Genomic DNA, 16,367 nt, shown 5'->3' with positions numbered 1-16,367 from the left:
TCACTTATTCCTCAATTTTACCGCCGGCAGCTTCGATTGCAGCGCGAGCACCTTTAGTAACACGAAGGCCACGTACAGTAACTGCACGATTCACTTCGCCAGACAGAATAACTTTCGCATATTCAATCTGGATGCCAACAACGTTCGCGGCTTTCAATGCGTTCAGATCAATAACATCGCCTTCAACAGCAACAAAGTCAGACAGACGAATTTCGGCTGTAATCATTGCTTTGCGTGAAGTGAAGCCGAATTTCGGCAAACGACGGTATAAAGGCATCTGGCCACCTTCAAAACCACGACGTACGCCACCACCAGAGCGTGAGCTCTGACCTTTGTGACCACGGCCGGCGGTTTTACCGAGACCAGAACCAATACCACGACCTACGCGTTTAGGCGCATGCTTGGCACCCTCAGCCGGAGACAGAGTATTTAAACGCATCTCTTACTCCTCAACTTTAACCATGTAGGAAACCAAGTTGACCATACCACGAACCGCAGGAGTATCCTCACGTTCTACTGTATGACCAATGCGGCGCAGACCTAGACCAGTCAGAGTTGCCTTATGCTTAGGCAAACGACCGATTGAACTGCGAACTTGTGTAATTTTAATAGTCTTAGCCATGGCCGATTACCCCAGAATTTCTTCGACGGATTTTCCACGCTTAGCTGCGACCATCTCTGGAGACTTCATGCTGTCTAAAGCATCCAGTGTTGCACGAACCACGTTGATTGGGTTTGTGGAACCATAGGTTTTAGCCAGGACGTTGCGAACTCCAGCTACGTCTAAAACTGCACGCATTGCACCGCCGGCAATAATACCGGTACCTTCGTGAGCAGGCTGCATAAACACACGAGAACCAGTGTGTGTACCTTTCACAGGGTGGAACAATGTGCCGTTGTTTAGAGCAACGGTTTTCATACTGCGACGGGCTTTTTCCATCGCTTTCTGGATTGCTGCCGGAACTTCGCGCGCTTTACCGTAACCAAAACCAACGCGACCGTTACCATCACCAACAACTGTTAGTGCGGTAAAACTGAAAATACGGCCACCTTTAACGGTTTTTGCTACGCGGTTTACCGCGATCAGCTTTTCCTGCAGTTCGCCAGCTTGTTTCTCGATGTGAGCCATCTTACACCTCTACCTTAGAACTGAAGGCCAGCTTCACGGGCAGCATCTGCCAGTGCCTGGACTCTACCATGATATTGGAAACCAGAACGGTCAAAAGCAACAACTTTGATGCCTTTTTCCAATGCACGCTCAGCAATTAATTTACCAACTGCTACTGCTGCATCTCTGTTTCCAGTGAATTTCAATTGCTCATTAATAGCTTTTTCTACTGTAGAAGCTGCTACTAATGTTTCAGAACCGTTAGGTGCAATAACCTGCGCATAAATATGGCGTGGGGTACGATGTACCACCAGGCGAGTCGCACCCAATTCTTGGATCTTGCGGCGTGCGCGGGTCGCACGACGGATACGAGCTGCTTTCTTATCCATAGTGTTACCTTACTTCTTCTTAGCCTCTTTGGTACGCACGATTTCATCGGCGTAACGAACACCCTTACCTTTATAAGGCTCAGGACGACGGTAAGCACGCAATTCTGCTGCAACTTGACCAATCACTTGCTTATCCGCACCTTTCAGTACGATTTCAGTTTGTGTTGGACATTCAGCAATAATGCCTGCTGGCAGTGCGTGTTCAACCGGATGCGAGAAACCTAAAGACAAGCTTACAGCGTTGCCTTTGATTGCTGCACGGTAACCTACACCGACCAATTGAAGCTTTTTAGTGAAGCCGTCAGTAACACCAACAACCATTGAGTTAAGCAGTGAGCGAGAAGTACCCGCCTGTGCCCAAGCATCATCAAAACCTTCGCGTGGACCGAAAGTTAGGTGGCCATCTTCATGTTTAACTTCAACTGCTTTATGGATAGTACGACTAAGCTCGCCGTTTTTACCTTTAATCGAAATTACCTGACCGTTGAGTGTTACCTCTACGCCGGCAGGAATGACGACAGGTGCTTTTGCCACACGAGACATTCTTTCCTCCCGAATTAAGCTACGTAGCAGAGAATCTCGCCACCAAGACCAGCTTGGCGAGCTGCACGATCAGTCATGACACCTTTAGAGGTAGAAATAACAGCGATACCTAAACCAGCCATAACTTGTGGTAGCTCATCTTTTTTCTTATAGATGCGCAGGCTAGGTCGGCTTACTCGCTGAATGCTTTCTACAACAGCCTTACCTTGGAAATAACTTAAAGTAATTTCCAATTCTGGCTTGATGTCGCCTTCAATTTTAAAATCTTCAATATAGCCTTCTTCCTTCAGAACGTTGGCAATTGCCACTTTCAGCTTGGAGGAAGGCATGGTGACCGCAACTTTATTTGCGGCTTGACCGTTACGGATACGGGTCAGCATATCCGCGATGGGATCTTGCATGCTCATCTGTCTTTACTCCCGTGATTCAAAATGGAATTACCAACTTGCCTTTTTAAGGCCCGGTATCTCACCGCGCATAGCGGCTTCACGGACTTTAATACGGCTCAGACCAAATTTCCGCAGAAAACCATGCGGACGCCCAGTTTGACGGCAGCGATTACGCTGACGAGAAGGACTTGAATCACGTGGCAGTGTTTGCAGTTTGAGAACAGCATCCCAGCGATCTTCATCAGATGATTTAACATCAGAGATGATAGCTTTAAGTTCTACGCGTTTTGCGAAGAATTTCTCAGCTAATTTAGCACGTTTAACATCGCGCGCTTTCATAGACTTTTTAGCCATGAGTACCCTGCCTTACTTGCGGAACGGGAAGTTGAACGCTGCTAATAGTGCGCGACCTTCGTCATCTGATTTCGCGGAAGTGGTAATAGTAATATCTAAACCACGTACACGATCCACTTTATCGTAATCGATTTCAGGGAAGATGATTTGTTCACGAACACCCATGCTGTAGTTACCATGTCCATCAAATGACTTAGCAGGCAAGCCGCGGAAGTCACGAATACGTGGTACAGCAATAGAAATCAGACGTTCAAGGAACTCCCACATGCGTTCGCCACGCAGAGTCACTTTACAGCCGATTGGATAGCCCTGACGGATTTTGAAGCCTGCAACAGATTTGCGTGCTTTGGTGATCAATGGTTTTTGACCTGAGATTGCTGTTAAATCAGCTGCTGCATTGTCCAGCAGTTTCTTATCAGCGATCGCTTCACCAACACCCATATTCAGGGTGATCTTCTCGACCCGAGGGACTTGCATGACAGAAGTGTAGTTAAACTCAGACATGAGTTTAGTAACTACTTCGTCTTTATAGTAATCATGCAGTTTCGCCATCGTATACTCCAAAAATTACTTGATAGTTTCACTGTTAGACTTGAAGAAACGGACTTTTTTGCCGTCTTCGAATCTAAAGCCTACACGGTCAGCCTTACCAGTTGCCGCGTTAAAGAGTGCAACGTTAGAAACTTGAATAGCCGCTTCTTTTTCAACGATGCCACCTGGTTGGTTCAGAGCCGGTACAGGCTTCTGATGCTTCTTAACCAGATTTATACCTTCAACGATAACTTTACCAGAAGAAATAACCTGTTTGATTTTACCGCGCTTACCTTTGTCTTTCCCAGTTAGCACGATAACTTCGTCATCACGACGGATTTTCGCTGCCATAATTCGCTCCTTAGAGTACTTCAGGTGCCAGAGAGATAATTTTCATAAACTTCTCGTTACGAAGTTCACGAGTTACCGGCCCAAAAATACGCGTACCGATTACCTGCCCGCTGTTGTTATTTAACAATACACAAGCATTACTATCGAAGCGAATGACAGAACCGTCAGGGCGACGTACACCCTTCTTGGTGCGCACCACTACAGCTTTCAGGACATCACCTTTTTTAACTTTACCGCGAGGAATTGCTTCCTTAACAGTAATTTTAATGACGTCACCTACATGAGCGTAGCGACGGTGCGAGCCACCTAGAACCTTGATACACATTACGCGACGTGCACCGGAGTTGTCGGCCACGTTCAGCATAGTCTGTTCTTGGATCATTTTAGTGCTCCGCTAAATGTCAACTACTACTGAGCCACCTCATTATTGAAGAGGCCGTTCAAATATACCCATACTACGAGGGCGCGGCATTATAACACCACATCTTCGTTATGGACAGGAAAAATAAACGGCTCGAACAAAAAGAGCCGTTTATTTGTAAGAAAAGGCTATTCTATTACTGAACAGCTTTTTCTATAACGCGAACTAAGGCCCAAGATTTAGTCTTAGACAGTGGACGAGTTTCGCGGATTTCAACCACGTCACCAATTCCACATTCATTGTTCTCGTCATGTACGTGCAATTTAGTCGTACGACGGATGAATTTACCATAAAGAGGGTGTTTCACCATACGCTCGATAGCAACAACCATAGATTTCTCCATTTTGTCACTAACAACACGACCTTGCAGAGTACGGATTTTATCGTTCATTACGCACCTGCCTTCTCTGTCAGTAAAGTCTTCACACGTGCGATATCGCGACGTACTTGTTTCATTAGATGAGACTGTTGCAACTGGCCACTTGCCGCTTGCATACGTAAGTTAAATTGCTCACGTAGTAAGTTTAGTAGTTCAGAGTTCAGCTCTTCTACGCTTTTTTCGCGCAGCTCTTGTGCTTTCATTACATCACCGTCTTAGTTACAAAGGTGGTTTTGATAGGCAGTTTCGCTGCTGCCAGAGAGAATGCTTCACGAGCCAGCTCTTCAGGCACACCGTCCATTTCATACAGGACTTTACCAGGCTGGATCAAGGCAACCCAATACTCTACGTTACCTTTACCTTTACCCATACGAACTTCGAGTGGCTTTTCAGTTATTGGCTTGTCTGGGAATACGCGAATCCAGATTTTACCTTGACGCTTAATAGCACGGGTCATAGCACGACGTGCCGCTTCGATCTGACGTGCAGTCAGACGACCACGGCCAACAGCTTTAAGACCGAAAGTGCCGAAGCTAACATCCGTTCCTTGCGCTAGACCACGGTTGCGGCCTTTGTGCACCTTACGGAATTTTGTACGCTTTGGTTGTAACATCAGCGACTCTCCTTACTTGCGGCCTTTACGCTGCTGCTTTTTAGGTTGAGCAGCTGGTTTCTCAGCTTGTTCAACAGCAGCCATACCACCCAGAATCTCACCTTTGAAGATCCAGACCTTAACGCCTAGAACACCATATGTAGTGTGCGCTTCTGAAGTGTTGTAATCGATATCAGCACGTAATGTGTGCAGTGGCACACGGCCTTCACGATACCACTCGGTACGAGCGATTTCAGCACCGCCAAGACGGCCACTGACTTCAACTTTAATACCTTTAGCGCCCAGACGCATAGCGTTCTGTACAGCACGCTTCATAGCACGACGGAACATAACGCGACGTTCCAACTGTGAAGTGATGCTATCAGCAACTAACTTAGCGTCTAGTTCTGGTTTACGAACTTCGGCGATATTGATTTGCGCAGGAACACCAGCGATATCCGCTACTTTCTTACGCAGTTTCTCAACGTCTTCACCTTTCTTACCGATAACAATACCTGGGCGAGCAGTGTGAATAGTCACACGGATGCTTTTAGCAGGACGCTCGATAACGATGCGTGAAATTGACGCTTTTGCCAATTCTTTATTCAAGTACTGGCGTACTTTAAAATCGCTGTCTAGGTTGTCAGCGAATTCATTAGTATTCGCATACCAAGTAGAGTTCCAAGGTTTGACAATACCCAGGCGAATACCATTAGGATGTACTTTCTGACCCATTGCTAATCTCCAGAGTCTCAGCGATCGGACACAACCACTGTAATGTGGCTGGTGCGCTTAAGAATACGATCTGCACGGCCTTTCGCACGCGGCATGATGCGTTTCATAGTTGGACCATCATCTACGAATATTTTCGCAACTTTCAGGTCATCAATGTCAGCGCCATCGTTTTGCTCTGCGTTAGCAATAGCAGATTCCAGTACTTTCTTCACTAAACCAGCAGCTTTCTTGTTGGTAAAGGTTAGAATTTCCAGAGCTTGCGACACTTTCTTACCGCGAATCAGGTCGGCGACTAAGCGAACCTTCTGGGCAGAAGAACGAGCGTGGCGATGCATAGCTAAAGTTTCCATCTCTTCCTCCTATCCTTAACGTTTCTTAGCTTTCTTATCTGCCGCATGGCCGCGATAAGTGCGAGTCGGTGCGAATTCACCCAGTTTATGACCAACCATTTCGTCGGTAACAAAAACTGGAACGTGCTGACGACCATTATGGACAGCGATGGTCAATCCGATCATATTAGGAAAGATCGTTGAACGACGGGACCAAGTCTTGAGAGGCTTCTTGTCTCCGCTTTCCACCGCTTTCTCTACCTTCTTCAGCAAGTGCAGGTCAATGAAAGGACCTTTCTTGAGAGAACGTGGCATGGCTTATCCTCTAATTATTTTTTAGAACGATGACGTACGATGAATTGATCAGTACGCTTGTTGCTACGAGTTTTCTTACCTTTGGTTTGAACGCCCCATGGTGTTACTGGGTGTTTACCAAAGTTACGACCTTCACCACCACCATGTGGGTGATCGACTGGGTTCATCGCCGTACCACGAACGGTAGGACGAATACCACGCCAGCGGCTAGCACCAGCTTTACCCAGAACACGTAACATATGCTCAGCGTTACCAACTTCACCTAAGGTTGCACGGCAATCTGCTAATACTTTACGCATTTCACCAGAACGTAGACGTAGGGTGACATAAGCACCATCACGAGCAACGATCTGAGCGTAAGTACCTGCTGAACGCGCTAATTGTCCACCTTTACCTGGTTTAAGTTCGATGTTATGAACTGTAGAACCAACGGGGATATTACGCATCGGCAAAGTATTACCAGCTTTGATTGCTGAATCAACACCAGATTGAATCTGGTCACCAGCTTTCAGGCCTTTTGGTGCAAGAATATAACGACGTTCACCGTCTTTATATAGAACCAAGGCGATGTTCGCAGAACGATTTGGATCATATTCCAAACGTTCAACAACTGCAGGAATACCATCTTTGTTGCGTTTAAAGTCAACTAAACGATAATGCTGCTTATGACCACCACCAATGTGACGAGTAGTGATACGGCCATTGTTGTTACGACCACCAGACTTGCTCATTTTTTCTAACAGTGGAGCATAAGGTTTTCCCTTATGCAGCTCTGGGTTTACCACTTTAACTACGTGGCGACGGCCCGGAGACGTAGGTTTACATTTAACAACTGCCATTGTTCTTTACTCCTCCGACTTACTCTGCGCCGCTAATGAAGTCCAAATTTTGGCCTTCTTTCAGCGTCACGTAAGCTTTTTTCCAGTCGCTACGACGACCAACACGCTGACCGTGGCGTTTACTTTTGCCTTTAACCAGCAAAGTATTAACACCTTCAACTTCGACTTCAAACAGTTTCTGCACAGCAGCTTTGATTTCTGCTTTAGTCGCGTCTTTCGCAACTTTGAGAACGATGGTATTATTTTTTTCCATCGCTGTAGAAGCTTTTTCAGATACGTGCGGCGCGCGCAGTACTTTTAGCAGACGTTCTTCACGGATCATGCCAGCATCTCCTCAACTTGCTTCACAGCATCAGCAGTCATAACCACTTTGTCGAAGGCGATTAGACTAACTGGGTCGATACCTGCTGCATCACGTACGTCAACCTTATACAGGTTGCGCGCTGCTAAGAACAGATTTTCATCTAATTCAGCAGTGATGATCAGTACATCTACCAGAGCCATATCTTTCAGTTTTTGTACCAGCAACTTAGTTTTAGGTGCTTCAACAGAAAACTGTTCAACAACGATCAGACGATCTTGACGTACCAATTCAGATAGGATGCTTTTTAAAGCACCACGGTACATCTTTTTATTAACTTTTTGACTGTGGTCCTGTGGTTTAGCTGCGAAGCTAACACCACCAGAGCGCCAAATTGGGCTCTTAACAGAACCTGCACGAGCACGGCCCGTACCTTTTTGACGCCATGGTTTTTTACCTGAACCAGAAACTTCAGCACGAGTTTTCTGAGCACGAGTACCTTGACGAGCACCAGCTGCATATGCAACAACTACTTGGTGAACAAGCGCTTCATTGAAATCACGCCCGAAGGTAGTTTCGGAAACAGTCAGCGCGCTTTGCGCGTCTTTCATTACCAATTCCATTCCTATCTCCTTGACGTTAAGCCTTAACAGCCGGTTTGACGATCAGGTTGCTACCAGTAGCTCCTGGGACCGCACCTTTGACCAGCAGTAGGTTGCGCTCAGCGTCAACACGTACTACATCTAAGCTTTGAACAGTTACACGTTCATTACCTAGTTGGCCTGCCATTTTCTTGCCTTTAAACACTTTGCCCGGAGTCTGGTTCTGACCGATAGAACCCGGAACGCGGTGAGACAAGGAGTTACCATGCGTAGCATCCTGAGTACGGAAATTCCAGCGCTTAACTGTGCCGGCAAAACCTTTACCTTTAGATGTACCAGTAACGTCGACTTTTTTAACGTCAGCGAAAATTTCAACGCTAATGCTTTGACCTGCGTTAAATTCAGTACCTTCTTCAAGGCGGAATTCACGTAAGATGCGGCCAGCTTCAACGCCAGCTTTAGCGAAATGACCTGCTTCAGGCTTAGTTACACGGTTAGCTTTTTTGCTGCCCGTAGTGACCTGAATTGCATTATAACCGTCAGTTTCTTTAGTTTTAACTTGAGTAACGCGGTTATTTTCAATTTCGATAACAGTTACAGGGATAGAAACACCATCTTCAGTGAAGATGCGGGTCATTCCCACTTTTTTACCGACTAAACCAATCATTGTTTCAACCTCTCAATCTTTTGACACCTGATTAACCCAGGCTGATCTGCACGTCAACACCGGCAGCCAGATCCAGACGCATCAGAGCATCAACAGTCTTTTCGGTTGGCTCAACGATGTCAACCAGACGCTTGTGAGTGCGAATTTCGTACTGATCACGCGCATCTTTATTAACGTGCGGAGAGATCAGAACAGTAAAACGCTCTTTACGTGTCGGTAGCGGGATAGGACCACGAACTTGCGCACCAGTGCGCTTAGCAGTCTCTACGATTTCCGCAGTTGATTGATCGATTAAACGATGATCAAAAGCTTTCAAGCGGATACGGATTCTTTGGTTCTGCATGAGACCAGAGCTCCAACTATTTTATAAACGTAAATGATTACTCCTCACACCCATTTCGATTGATGGGGGAGTGTAATCGTCTCAATGTAACCCCCATATCGGGAGTATTGTCTAAATGAGCAACATATCGCCGCTCAATACTGATTGTTCAGTCCTAAAGTTTAGGGCTTACTCATCAGTAAGCCTGCGCATTATACGGAAACTATGGCGAAACGCAAGCAATCGAGGAAAATATGTGCTGCTTTTATACGATATAAACTGAATAAATGACAGAAAGGCCCAAGTGTAATAGCACCGGGCCTTTAAGATTAAATCAACATAGAGTTATGCGTCTTTTATCTGCGCTTGAATATAGTTCTGAATACCTACACGATTAATAAGTTCAACTTGAGTTTCTATCCAATCAATGTGATTTTCTTCATCTGCGAGTATTTCGATCATCAAATCACGGCTAACATAATCATGTATTGAGTCGGCATAGCTGATAGCTTCTTTAAGATTTAAAGCTCCATCTAACTCAAGCTTTAAATCTGAGGCAAGCATCTCTTCAACATCTTCTCCAATATTCAACTTACCAAGATCTTGTAAGTTTGGTAGCCCCTCAAGAAAAAGTATACGCTCAATATATTTATCAGCGTGTTTCATTTCATCAATTGACTCATGGTATTCCATTTCATTGAGGCGTTCTAACCCCCAATTTTTAAACATACGTGCATGCAAAAAATATTGATTTATTGCGACTAGCTCATTGCCCAACAATTTATTCAAGTGGGCTATCATTTTTTTATCGCCTTTCATTTTTACCCTCCATCGCTTCCAGTTCTTTAAGTGTAGACCTGAAATCGATAGCTGCGTGATTTTTACACACTGAATTTAAATTCAAAGTAATTAATTTTAAGCGGTGAATTGATTTAGCGGAGAATTAGCTGTATTTGAAATTACTATGCAACATCAACGGTACATAACACTTCTAAACGCAAAAGCTCTTCAGCAAGAATTTCTCGCGTTTGTTTTATGCATTTCCCACATTCGCGACCCACAGGTAATATTTGGCGTAACCCCTTTAAAGAAGTGACTTGATACTTCCTTGTAGCATTTCTAATTTGTTTATCTGTAATGGCTTCGCAAAGGCATACGTACATAATAGCTTACCTGTATAAATCATATACGATAAGTTTAAATGAAAATGATTAGCATTTCAATTATCATTAATTATTGCCATTTGGCAAAACTAGTGACATTAAGGCTTTTAGGATTGATTGTATGACTAGATTACAACATTGAAGTATTTGAATGAGGGAAATAATAATTAATATTTTGATATAAAAAAGGCATCATAAAAGATGCCTTTTTTCTGAGAAGATACCGCTTGGTAAGCTAACAGATATTATGCAATAACTTTTGCAACAACACCGGCGCCTACAGTACGACCACCTTCACGAATTGCGAAACGCAAACCATCATCCATCGCGATTGGGTGAATCAATGTCACGATCATGTTGATGTTGTCGCCTGGCATTACCATCTCTACGCCTTCTGGCAGTTCGATAGTACCGGTTACATCAGTTGTACGGAAGTAGAACTGTGGACGGTAACCTTTGAAGAATGGAGTATGACGACCACCTTCATCTTTGCTCAGGATATACACTTCTGATTCGAATTGTGTATGTGGCTTGATTGAACCTGGTTTTGCCAGTACTTGTCCACGTTGAATTTCTTCACGTTTAGTACCACGCAGTAAAACACCCACGTTCTCACCAGCACGACCTTCGTCAAGCAGTTTACGGAACATTTCAACGCCAGTACAAGTTGTTTTAACTGTTGCTTGAATACCAACAATCTCAACTTCTTCACCAACTTTAACGATACCACGCTCAACACGGCCTGTTACTACTGTACCACGACCTGAGATTGAGAATACGTCTTCAATTGGCAGCAGGAATGGTTTGTCAATTGCACGCTCTGGTTCTGGGATATAGCTATCCAGGAAACCAGCTAGTTCAACAATTTTCGCTTCCCACTCTGGAACACCTTCCAGTGCTTTCAGTGCAGAACCACGGATAACTGGAGTGTCATCACCTGGGAAATCGTACTGAGAAAGAAGTTCACGAACTTCCATTTCAACGAGTTCTAACAGTTCTTCGTCGTCTACCATGTCACATTTGTTCAGGAACACGATGATGTAAGGAACACCAACTTGGCGACCTAACAGGATGTGTTCACGCGTTTGTGGCATTGGGCCATCAGTCGCAGCAACAACCAGAATTGCACCGTCCATCTGCGCAGCACCAGTGATCATGTTTTTAACATAGTCGGCGTGACCTGGGCAGTCTACGTGTGCGTAGTGACGAGCTGGAGTGTCATATTCTACGTGTGAAGTAGAGATAGTGATACCACGTGCTTTTTCTTCTGGTGCGTTATCGATTTGATCGAATGCACGAGCAGAACCGCCGTAAGTTTTTGCTAGAACAGTAGTGATAGCTGCTGTCAGAGTAGTTTTACCATGGTCAACGTGGCCGATTGTACCAACGTTAACGTGCGGTTTTGAACGTTCAAATTTTTCTTTAGACATTAGATTGTCCCTCTAAGACACGGAATCGGTGGTCAGACCACATCAACCAAGCATAAATAAGTTTGCTTGTATTATTTACAGGAGACAAATCAGGGATTATTGAGTACATAGGGGAAGTGGTGCTGATAGGCAGATTCGAACTGCCGACCTCACCCTTACCAAGGGTGTGCTCTACCAACTGAGCCATATCAGCACATCTTGGAGCGGGCAGCGGGAATCGAACCCGCATCATCAGCTTGGAAGGCTGAGGTAATAGCCATTATACGATGCCCGCAATGAACTCGGCTACCTGAGTTATCAGCTGCTAAACTTTTCTTGATTTATCCATTGAGGATTATCAAGGAGATGGTGGTGGGAGAAGGATTCGAACCTTCGAAGTCGATGACGGCAGATTTACAGTCTGCTCCCTTTGGCCGCTTGGGTATCCCACCTATCCAAATTTTTAATGGTGCCGGCACCAAGAGTCGAACTCGGGACCTACTGATTACAAGTCAGTTGCTCTACCAACTGAGCTATGCCGGCATCAAGTGCTGCGCATTCTAGGAAGACTGAGCGCATGTTGCAACAAAAAAATTAACTTTTTTGTTCGTTCGCTCACTTTTTATCCGTTTATTGCATTTTTGCTGTTTTTTTAACTCTTTCTCGCTTAAAACATCAACAGCAGCCTTTAACTATAATCCATTATTAATTCATGAGTAAAGAGCTCTAATAGGTTTACATTTTTTAAATGTCTATTTTATAGCCACTATCACACTTCTATCACTCTAATTGTTAGAGTGTTTTTTAGTCGGTTAATGTCTTTTTTACTGCACCCGTCAAAAAAAAAGCATATAAAACATAAAAAGTTCTACGCCTACAATCTTTCACTCGCTATGATGCTATCAAATTTTATGGATACGGATGTTTAGGCAACCTATCCAACCTGCATAAAATAGGCAGATGTTGGTTTATGAAACAGAATGAAAATTTTATTAACACTCCATATTTAGAGTTTGATAGAGAACATTGGTCAACTTTACGTGATTCAGTCCCGTTGACTCTAACATCCAGTGAGCTTCTTGAATTGAAAGGCATCAATGAAGAACTCTCGATGAAGGATGTTATCGAAATCTATCTACCATTATCTCGCTTACTTAATTTTTATATAAGCTCTAACCTACGTCGCCAAGCTGTCTTAGAACAATTCTTAGGGACTAATGGGGCCAAAGTTCCTTATATTATCGGCATTGCCGGCAGCGTGGCAGTAGGTAAGAGCACGACAGCCCGTTTACTTCAGGCCTTATTAACGCGCTGGCCAGAACACAGAAAAGTTGACCTTATTACGACTGATGGCTTTTTACATCCTAATCAGGTGTTAAAAGATAAAAATATAATGAAGAAAAAAGGTTTTCCACAATCTTATGATATGAGAAAACTAGTTAACTTTGTTTCACAGATTAAATCTGGCGCACGCCATGTTGCTGCGCCTGTTTATTCTCATTTAACCTATGATATTGTCCCCGACCAGCAACAAATCATCGATCAACCTGATATATTGATCCTTGAAGGGCTAAACGTTCTTCAAAGTGACATGGATTACCCGCAAGATCCGCATCATGTGTTCGTTTCAGATTTTGTCGATTTTTCAATTTATGTAGATGCTGCGCCACAACTATTAAAACAATGGTATATAGGACGCTTTTTAAAATTTCGCCAAGGTGCATTTTCTGCTCCTGGATCTTATTTTCATAGTTACTCTAAATTAAGTGAAGAAGAAGCCATAAATATTGCTAGCTCAATTTGGGATGAGATTAATGGATTAAATTTAAAAGAAAATATATTGCCAACAAAAGAACGAGCAAGTTTAATAATGACCAAAGGTGAAAATCATTCTATTCAAAGTGTTAGATTGAGAAAGTAGTTATTTTTTAATTATTATTGGCCGGTTTAATTCCGGCCCGAAATTTTATTATTCATTTGATCTTAATGATATTTCACCACCAATATATGGCACAATTTCTCCATTTTCTTTTTGTAATAAAAGTGCACCCTGCTCATTAATCCCTCGTTCAACGCCAACTACAATATCATTACCTATCAATAGCTTAATTTTTCTATTGAAAAAATTATCAAGCTTAAACCAACGCTCGATGAAAGGTTTTAAACCTGCTTTCTCAAATAAAACTAATGCTGTTCTTAATGTTTGAATAATATTTATTGATAATTCATTTCGTTCAATATCATTAACTTCATCTATTAAAGATGCCCATGACTGATTTATTGCCTTATTATCTTCAACGTTATTTTTATCCATTCCAATATTAATACCAATACCAATAATAATATGCGCAGCATCACCAGTTTTACCGGTTAATTCAACAAGAATACCTGCAAGCTTTTTATCATTCATATAAAGGTCATTAGGCCATTTTACTTTTACTTTATTCGAACCTAACTTATTTAGTGTTTCAGCGATAACAATACCTACAACTAAACTTAACCCTATTGCCGCAGCAGGCCCTTGTTCGAGTTTCCAATACATTGACAAATAAAGGTTACAACCAAATGGAGAGATCCATTGGCGGCCTCTCCTTCCTCGACCTGCACTTTGATATTCAGCTAAACAAGTATCACCCGATTTAAGATTTGGGATCCGTTCCAACATGTATTGGTTGGTTGAGTCAATAACAGGTTCTACGATGATATTAACGTCATCAATTTGCTTTTTAATTGTTTCTTTGTTTAATAGATTCATTTGGTAAGGGAGCTTATAACCTTTACCTGTCACCGTTTGAATATTCAAGCCCCATGATCGTAGCGTTTTAATGTGTTTATTAATTGCCGCCCTTGTCATGCCTAACTTATCGCCAAGCTGTTCACCTGAGTGCAGCTGTGCATCCGATAAAATATCAACAAGCTGTAAAGGTATACTTATCTCTTTCATACAAGACAATCCATAGCGTTAATCTCACCTTTCTTTCCAATAAATCTAACTTCAGGTTCTAAAAGAATACCAAAGCGCTTTGCAACTGTCTGGCTTACAAATTTAGCTAATTCAACAATATCTTGTCCTGTTGCTTGATTTTTATTAATTAAGACTAATGCTTGTTCTGTATGTACCGCAGCGCCGCCCATTTCATAGCCTTTCAAGCCACACTGATCGATTAACCACCCAGCAGCAAGTTTTACACGCCCATCTATTTGCAAGTATTGTGGGCAAGTTGGATATTTAACTTTAATTTGCTGCGCTTCTTCAGCTGATATAACGGGGTTTTTAAAAAAACTCCCCGCATTGCCCGTTACGGTAGGATCGGGTAATTTACTTTTACGTGTCTGGCATACAGACTCAAAGACTTGTTGTGGAGTCACTATAGCGGGATCTAGCTTAGCGAGGTCTCCATATGTTAGTTTTGGTGCCCATACCTTAGAAAGTTTCAATCCGACGCTAACAATGGCGTAATTCTCTTTATATGCATGCTTGAAAATACTATCACGGTATCCAAACTGGCACTCATCAACAGAAAGGCGAGTAATATTTCCAGTCGCTAAACAAAGTAGGTCAACATACTCACATATATCTTTTAATTCTAATCCATATGCGCCAATATTTTGAATAGGCGCAGAACCTACACAGCCAGGGATCAGTGCTAAATTTTCAGCACCATAAATACCTTTGCTTAACAGTATTTCCAACAACTGATGCCAATTTTCACCGGCTCCAACTTGTATATGCCAGAATTCATCTGTCTGCGTTATTTGAATGCCTTTGATTCTATTAACGATGACGGCACCTTCAAAATCTTCAATAAATAAAATATTACTTCCACTACCAAGTAGCAATATGGGTAATTTTTTATTTGTTATCTCTATCCACAGTTGATGTAAAGCATCCGCACTTTGCACGATAGATAAAGACGATGCTTTCGCCTCAATACCAAAGCTATTAAATAATTTGAGTTCAGAATTCAGGTTCATACTACCTTCAATACTAAAAAACTAAGATGAGGTAAGTCTATCAGTCAGGCTTAATAGAGAATAGTAGCAATCTATAAATAATCATATAAGTACAATCAACTTACTTATGTAAGCTAACGGATAAGATTATTATTTGATCTGAGTATATAAAATAGAAATGATTGAATGATGAAATGATGAAATGATGAAATGATGAAATGATGAAATGATGAAATATTAATATCCTAGAAAGTAAAAAGCCACCTATAAGGTGGCTTTTCATTATTTAAAACCTAGCAGTTCCCTACTCTCACATGGGGAGACCCCACACTACCATCGGCGCTACGGCGTTTCACTACTGAGTTCGGCATGGGGTCAGGTGGGACCACCGCGCTATTGCCGCTAGGTAAATTCTTTAAATATATATTTTCATGGTGCTGATACCCAGATTCGAACTGGGGACCTCACCCTTACCAAGGGTGTGCTCTACCAACTGAGCCATATCAGCAATATGGTGCGGTCAGTCAGTTCTGACACAACCTTAAATTTAATGTCTGGCAGTTCCCTACTCTCACATGGGGAGACCCCACACTACCATCGGCGCTACGGCGTTTCACTACTGAGTTCGGCATGGGGTCAGGTGGGACCACCGCGCTATTGCCGCCAGACAAATT

The 16,367-nt window shown here is 43.1% G+C and carries 27 protein-coding genes, 5 tRNA genes and 2 rRNA genes; 1 reads left to right on the top strand and 33 read right to left on the bottom strand.

Annotated features, from left to right (window positions below; all coding sequences use genetic code 11):
* Positions 1-4: 4 nt before the first annotated feature.
* The 28 genes from rplO to AAZR93_RS20985 all read right to left on the bottom strand — a co-directional run bounded on the left by rplO (position 5) and on the right by AAZR93_RS20985 (position 12,282).
* On the bottom strand, positions 5-439 hold the full coding sequence (rplO, locus tag AAZR93_RS21120; protein ID WP_294106983.1) for a 50S ribosomal protein L15: 435 nt from the start codon (positions 437-439) through the stop codon (positions 5-7).
* A 3-nt stretch (positions 440-442) separates the two neighbouring features.
* Positions 443-622, bottom strand: a complete 180-nt coding sequence (gene rpmD, locus AAZR93_RS21115) for a 50S ribosomal protein L30 (RefSeq protein ID WP_008913894.1) — start codon at positions 620-622, stop codon at positions 443-445.
* A gap of 6 nt (positions 623-628) precedes the next feature.
* Complete coding sequence (gene rpsE, locus AAZR93_RS21110) at positions 629-1,129, bottom strand: 30S ribosomal protein S5 (protein ID WP_068437224.1); 501 nt, start codon at positions 1,127-1,129, stop codon at positions 629-631.
* Between the two features lie 14 nt (positions 1,130-1,143).
* A complete protein-coding gene (gene rplR, locus AAZR93_RS21105) occupies positions 1,144-1,497 on the bottom strand; it encodes a 50S ribosomal protein L18 (protein ID WP_294106984.1) in 354 nt (117 codons plus the stop codon).
* A 9-nt stretch (positions 1,498-1,506) separates the two neighbouring features.
* On the bottom strand, positions 1,507-2,040 hold the full coding sequence (gene rplF, locus AAZR93_RS21100) for a 50S ribosomal protein L6 (protein WP_434720986.1): 534 nt from the start codon (positions 2,038-2,040) through the stop codon (positions 1,507-1,509).
* A 14-nt stretch (positions 2,041-2,054) separates the two neighbouring features.
* Positions 2,055-2,447 carry a 30S ribosomal protein S8 gene (gene rpsH / locus AAZR93_RS21095; RefSeq protein ID WP_294106986.1) on the bottom strand — a complete coding sequence of 131 codons (393 nt, stop codon included), beginning with the start codon at positions 2,445-2,447 and terminating at the stop codon, positions 2,055-2,057.
* Between the two features lie 30 nt (positions 2,448-2,477).
* On the bottom strand, positions 2,478-2,783 hold the full coding sequence (gene rpsN, locus AAZR93_RS21090; protein WP_294106987.1) for a 30S ribosomal protein S14: 306 nt from the start codon (positions 2,781-2,783) through the stop codon (positions 2,478-2,480).
* A 12-nt stretch (positions 2,784-2,795) separates the two neighbouring features.
* Positions 2,796-3,335 (bottom strand): 50S ribosomal protein L5, encoded by a 540-nt coding sequence (rplE, locus tag AAZR93_RS21085; RefSeq protein ID WP_294106988.1) that lies wholly within the window; start codon positions 3,333-3,335, stop codon positions 2,796-2,798.
* A gap of 15 nt (positions 3,336-3,350) precedes the next feature.
* Positions 3,351-3,665 carry a 50S ribosomal protein L24 gene (gene rplX / locus AAZR93_RS21080; protein WP_294106989.1) on the bottom strand — a complete coding sequence of 105 codons (315 nt, stop codon included), beginning with the start codon at positions 3,663-3,665 and terminating at the stop codon, positions 3,351-3,353.
* 10 nt (positions 3,666-3,675) lie between these two features.
* Positions 3,676-4,047, bottom strand: coding sequence for a 50S ribosomal protein L14 (gene rplN, locus AAZR93_RS21075; RefSeq protein ID WP_068437198.1), 372 nt, complete (start codon positions 4,045-4,047; stop codon positions 3,676-3,678).
* A gap of 175 nt (positions 4,048-4,222) precedes the next feature.
* Positions 4,223-4,477: a 30S ribosomal protein S17 gene (gene rpsQ / locus AAZR93_RS21070; RefSeq protein ID WP_294106990.1), complete on the bottom strand. Its 255-nt coding sequence runs from the start codon at positions 4,475-4,477 to the stop codon at positions 4,223-4,225.
* A complete protein-coding gene (gene rpmC / locus AAZR93_RS21065) occupies positions 4,477-4,668 on the bottom strand; it encodes a 50S ribosomal protein L29 (RefSeq protein ID WP_294106991.1) in 192 nt (63 codons plus the stop codon). Before rpmC ends, rpsQ begins: the two co-directional genes overlap by 1 nt.
* Positions 4,668-5,078 (bottom strand): 50S ribosomal protein L16, encoded by a 411-nt coding sequence (gene rplP, locus AAZR93_RS21060; RefSeq protein ID WP_004265436.1) that lies wholly within the window; start codon positions 5,076-5,078, stop codon positions 4,668-4,670. The genes rpmC and rplP overlap by 1 nt, the downstream gene beginning before the upstream one ends.
* 12 nt (positions 5,079-5,090) lie before the next feature.
* A complete protein-coding gene (rpsC, locus tag AAZR93_RS21055) occupies positions 5,091-5,792 on the bottom strand; it encodes a 30S ribosomal protein S3 (RefSeq protein WP_068437191.1) in 702 nt (233 codons plus the stop codon).
* Between the two features lie 17 nt (positions 5,793-5,809).
* Entirely contained in the window at positions 5,810-6,142 is a 333-nt protein-coding gene (gene rplV / locus AAZR93_RS21050) for a 50S ribosomal protein L22 (protein ID WP_336430578.1), read from the bottom strand.
* 15 nt (positions 6,143-6,157) lie between these two features.
* The gene (gene rpsS / locus AAZR93_RS21045; RefSeq protein ID WP_004265426.1) at positions 6,158-6,436 is read right to left on the bottom strand and encodes a 30S ribosomal protein S19; all 279 of its coding nucleotides are present in this window, start codon (positions 6,434-6,436) and stop codon (positions 6,158-6,160) included.
* A 14-nt stretch (positions 6,437-6,450) separates the two neighbouring features.
* Entirely contained in the window at positions 6,451-7,275 is an 825-nt protein-coding gene (gene rplB / locus AAZR93_RS21040) for a 50S ribosomal protein L2 (RefSeq protein WP_434720985.1), read from the bottom strand.
* Positions 7,276-7,294: 19 nt separating this feature from the next.
* Complete coding sequence (gene rplW, locus AAZR93_RS21035; protein WP_434720984.1) at positions 7,295-7,597, bottom strand: 50S ribosomal protein L23; 303 nt, start codon at positions 7,595-7,597, stop codon at positions 7,295-7,297.
* Positions 7,594-8,199, bottom strand: a complete 606-nt coding sequence (rplD, locus tag AAZR93_RS21030) for a 50S ribosomal protein L4 (RefSeq protein ID WP_336430581.1) — start codon at positions 8,197-8,199, stop codon at positions 7,594-7,596. Before rplD ends, rplW begins: the two co-directional genes overlap by 4 nt.
* Before the next feature lie 16 nt (positions 8,200-8,215).
* Entirely contained in the window at positions 8,216-8,845 is a 630-nt protein-coding gene (gene rplC / locus AAZR93_RS21025) for a 50S ribosomal protein L3 (protein WP_294106995.1), read from the bottom strand.
* Positions 8,846-8,876: 31 nt separating this feature from the next.
* Positions 8,877-9,188, bottom strand: coding sequence for a 30S ribosomal protein S10 (gene rpsJ, locus AAZR93_RS21020; protein ID WP_001181005.1), 312 nt, complete (start codon positions 9,186-9,188; stop codon positions 8,877-8,879).
* 324 nt (positions 9,189-9,512) lie between these two features.
* Positions 9,513-9,986, bottom strand: a complete 474-nt coding sequence (gene bfr / locus AAZR93_RS21015) for a bacterioferritin (RefSeq protein ID WP_434720983.1) — start codon at positions 9,984-9,986, stop codon at positions 9,513-9,515.
* Positions 9,987-10,129: 143 nt separating this feature from the next.
* Entirely contained in the window at positions 10,130-10,330 is a 201-nt protein-coding gene (bfd, locus tag AAZR93_RS21010; RefSeq protein ID WP_294106997.1) for a bacterioferritin-associated ferredoxin, read from the bottom strand.
* Positions 10,331-10,575: 245 nt separating this feature from the next.
* Complete coding sequence (tuf, locus tag AAZR93_RS21005; protein ID WP_294103340.1) at positions 10,576-11,760, bottom strand: elongation factor Tu; 1,185 nt, start codon at positions 11,758-11,760, stop codon at positions 10,576-10,578.
* 117 nt (positions 11,761-11,877) lie between these two features.
* Positions 11,878-11,953 (bottom strand) — tRNA-Thr (locus AAZR93_RS21000).
* 6 nt (positions 11,954-11,959) lie between these two features.
* Positions 11,960-12,034: transfer RNA gene (locus tag AAZR93_RS20995), tRNA-Gly, on the bottom strand.
* 72 nt (positions 12,035-12,106) lie between these two features.
* Positions 12,107-12,191 (bottom strand) — tRNA-Tyr (locus AAZR93_RS20990).
* A 15-nt stretch (positions 12,192-12,206) separates the two neighbouring features.
* A tRNA-Thr gene (locus tag AAZR93_RS20985) sits at positions 12,207-12,282 on the bottom strand.
* Positions 12,283-12,709: 427 nt separating this feature from the next.
* Here AAZR93_RS20985 and coaA point away from each other — a divergent pair.
* Positions 12,710-13,660, top strand: a complete 951-nt coding sequence (gene coaA / locus AAZR93_RS20980; protein ID WP_434720982.1) for a type I pantothenate kinase — start codon at positions 12,710-12,712, stop codon at positions 13,658-13,660.
* A gap of 48 nt (positions 13,661-13,708) precedes the next feature.
* On the opposite strand, the gene birA is transcribed toward coaA, so the two are convergent.
* The 5 genes from birA to rrf (AAZR93_RS20955) all read right to left on the bottom strand — a co-directional run bounded on the left by birA (position 13,709) and on the right by rrf (AAZR93_RS20955) (position 16,361).
* On the bottom strand, positions 13,709-14,683 hold the full coding sequence (birA, locus tag AAZR93_RS20975; RefSeq protein WP_434720981.1) for a bifunctional biotin--[acetyl-CoA-carboxylase] ligase/biotin operon repressor BirA: 975 nt from the start codon (positions 14,681-14,683) through the stop codon (positions 13,709-13,711).
* Positions 14,680-15,714, bottom strand: a complete 1,035-nt coding sequence (gene murB / locus AAZR93_RS20970; protein ID WP_434720980.1) for a UDP-N-acetylmuramate dehydrogenase — start codon at positions 15,712-15,714, stop codon at positions 14,680-14,682. The genes birA and murB overlap by 4 nt, the downstream gene beginning before the upstream one ends.
* Before the next feature lie 270 nt (positions 15,715-15,984).
* Positions 15,985-16,100, bottom strand: a 5S ribosomal RNA gene (gene rrf, locus AAZR93_RS20965).
* A 25-nt stretch (positions 16,101-16,125) separates the two neighbouring features.
* Positions 16,126-16,201, bottom strand: a tRNA-Thr gene (locus tag AAZR93_RS20960).
* A 44-nt stretch (positions 16,202-16,245) separates the two neighbouring features.
* Positions 16,246-16,361, bottom strand: a 5S ribosomal RNA gene (gene rrf, locus AAZR93_RS20955).
* Positions 16,362-16,367: the final 6 nt, after the last annotated feature.

Origin of the sequence: Providencia sp. Je.9.19 (assembly GCF_051129765.1) — a bacterium.
GTDB lineage: Bacteria > Pseudomonadota > Gammaproteobacteria > Enterobacterales > Enterobacteriaceae > Providencia.
The sequence above is the reverse complement of the archived record's forward strand: the minus strand, read 5'-3'. Positions and strand labels throughout refer to the sequence as shown.

Excerpts from the sequence above, each read along its gene's own strand:
- rplO (WP_294106983.1), bottom strand. The coding sequence starts at position 439 with ATGCGTTTAAATACTCTGTCTCCGGCTGAGGGTGCCAAGCATGCGCCT.
- rpmD (WP_008913894.1), bottom strand. The coding sequence starts at position 622 with ATGGCTAAGACTATTAAAATTACACAAGTTCGCAGTTCAATCGGTCGT.
- rpsE (WP_068437224.1), bottom strand. The coding sequence starts at position 1,129 with ATGGCTCACATCGAGAAACAAGCTGGCGAACTGCAGGAAAAGCTGATC.
- rplR (WP_294106984.1), bottom strand. The coding sequence starts at position 1,497 with ATGGATAAGAAAGCAGCTCGTATCCGTCGTGCGACCCGCGCACGCCGC.
- rplF (WP_434720986.1), bottom strand. The coding sequence starts at position 2,040 with ATGTCTCGTGTGGCAAAAGCACCTGTCGTCATTCCTGCCGGCGTAGAG.
- rpsH (WP_294106986.1), bottom strand. The coding sequence starts at position 2,447 with ATGAGCATGCAAGATCCCATCGCGGATATGCTGACCCGTATCCGTAAC.
- rpsN (WP_294106987.1), bottom strand. The coding sequence starts at position 2,783 with ATGGCTAAAAAGTCTATGAAAGCGCGCGATGTTAAACGTGCTAAATTA.
- rplE (WP_294106988.1), bottom strand. The coding sequence starts at position 3,335 with ATGGCGAAACTGCATGATTACTATAAAGACGAAGTAGTTACTAAACTC.
- rplX (WP_294106989.1), bottom strand. The coding sequence starts at position 3,665 with ATGGCAGCGAAAATCCGTCGTGATGACGAAGTTATCGTGCTAACTGGG.
- rplN (WP_068437198.1), bottom strand. The coding sequence starts at position 4,047 with ATGATCCAAGAACAGACTATGCTGAACGTGGCCGACAACTCCGGTGCA.
- rpsQ (WP_294106990.1), bottom strand. The coding sequence starts at position 4,477 with ATGAACGATAAAATCCGTACTCTGCAAGGTCGTGTTGTTAGTGACAAA.
- rpmC (WP_294106991.1), bottom strand. The coding sequence starts at position 4,668 with ATGAAAGCACAAGAGCTGCGCGAAAAAAGCGTAGAAGAGCTGAACTCT.
- rplP (WP_004265436.1), bottom strand. The coding sequence starts at position 5,078 with ATGTTACAACCAAAGCGTACAAAATTCCGTAAGGTGCACAAAGGCCGC.
- rpsC (WP_068437191.1), bottom strand. The coding sequence starts at position 5,792 with ATGGGTCAGAAAGTACATCCTAATGGTATTCGCCTGGGTATTGTCAAA.
- rplV (WP_336430578.1), bottom strand. The coding sequence starts at position 6,142 with ATGGAAACTTTAGCTATGCATCGCCACGCTCGTTCTTCTGCCCAGAAG.
- rpsS (WP_004265426.1), bottom strand. The coding sequence starts at position 6,436 with ATGCCACGTTCTCTCAAGAAAGGTCCTTTCATTGACCTGCACTTGCTG.
- rplB (WP_434720985.1), bottom strand. The coding sequence starts at position 7,275 with ATGGCAGTTGTTAAATGTAAACCTACGTCTCCGGGCCGTCGCCACGTA.
- rplW (WP_434720984.1), bottom strand. The coding sequence starts at position 7,597 with ATGATCCGTGAAGAACGTCTGCTAAAAGTACTGCGCGCGCCGCACGTA.
- rplD (WP_336430581.1), bottom strand. The coding sequence starts at position 8,199 with ATGGAATTGGTAATGAAAGACGCGCAAAGCGCGCTGACTGTTTCCGAA.
- rplC (WP_294106995.1), bottom strand. The coding sequence starts at position 8,845 with ATGATTGGTTTAGTCGGTAAAAAAGTGGGAATGACCCGCATCTTCACT.
- rpsJ (WP_001181005.1), bottom strand. The coding sequence starts at position 9,188 with ATGCAGAACCAAAGAATCCGTATCCGCTTGAAAGCTTTTGATCATCGT.
- bfr (WP_434720983.1), bottom strand. The coding sequence starts at position 9,986 with ATGAAAGGCGATAAAAAAATGATAGCCCACTTGAATAAATTGTTGGGC.
- bfd (WP_294106997.1), bottom strand. The coding sequence starts at position 10,330 with ATGTACGTATGCCTTTGCGAAGCCATTACAGATAAACAAATTAGAAAT.
- tuf (WP_294103340.1), bottom strand. The coding sequence starts at position 11,760 with ATGTCTAAAGAAAAATTTGAACGTTCAAAACCGCACGTTAACGTTGGT.
- coaA (WP_434720982.1), top strand. The coding sequence starts at position 12,710 with ATGAAACAGAATGAAAATTTTATTAACACTCCATATTTAGAGTTTGAT.
- birA (WP_434720981.1), bottom strand. The coding sequence starts at position 14,683 with ATGAAAGAGATAAGTATACCTTTACAGCTTGTTGATATTTTATCGGAT.
- murB (WP_434720980.1), bottom strand. The coding sequence starts at position 15,714 with ATGAACCTGAATTCTGAACTCAAATTATTTAATAGCTTTGGTATTGAG.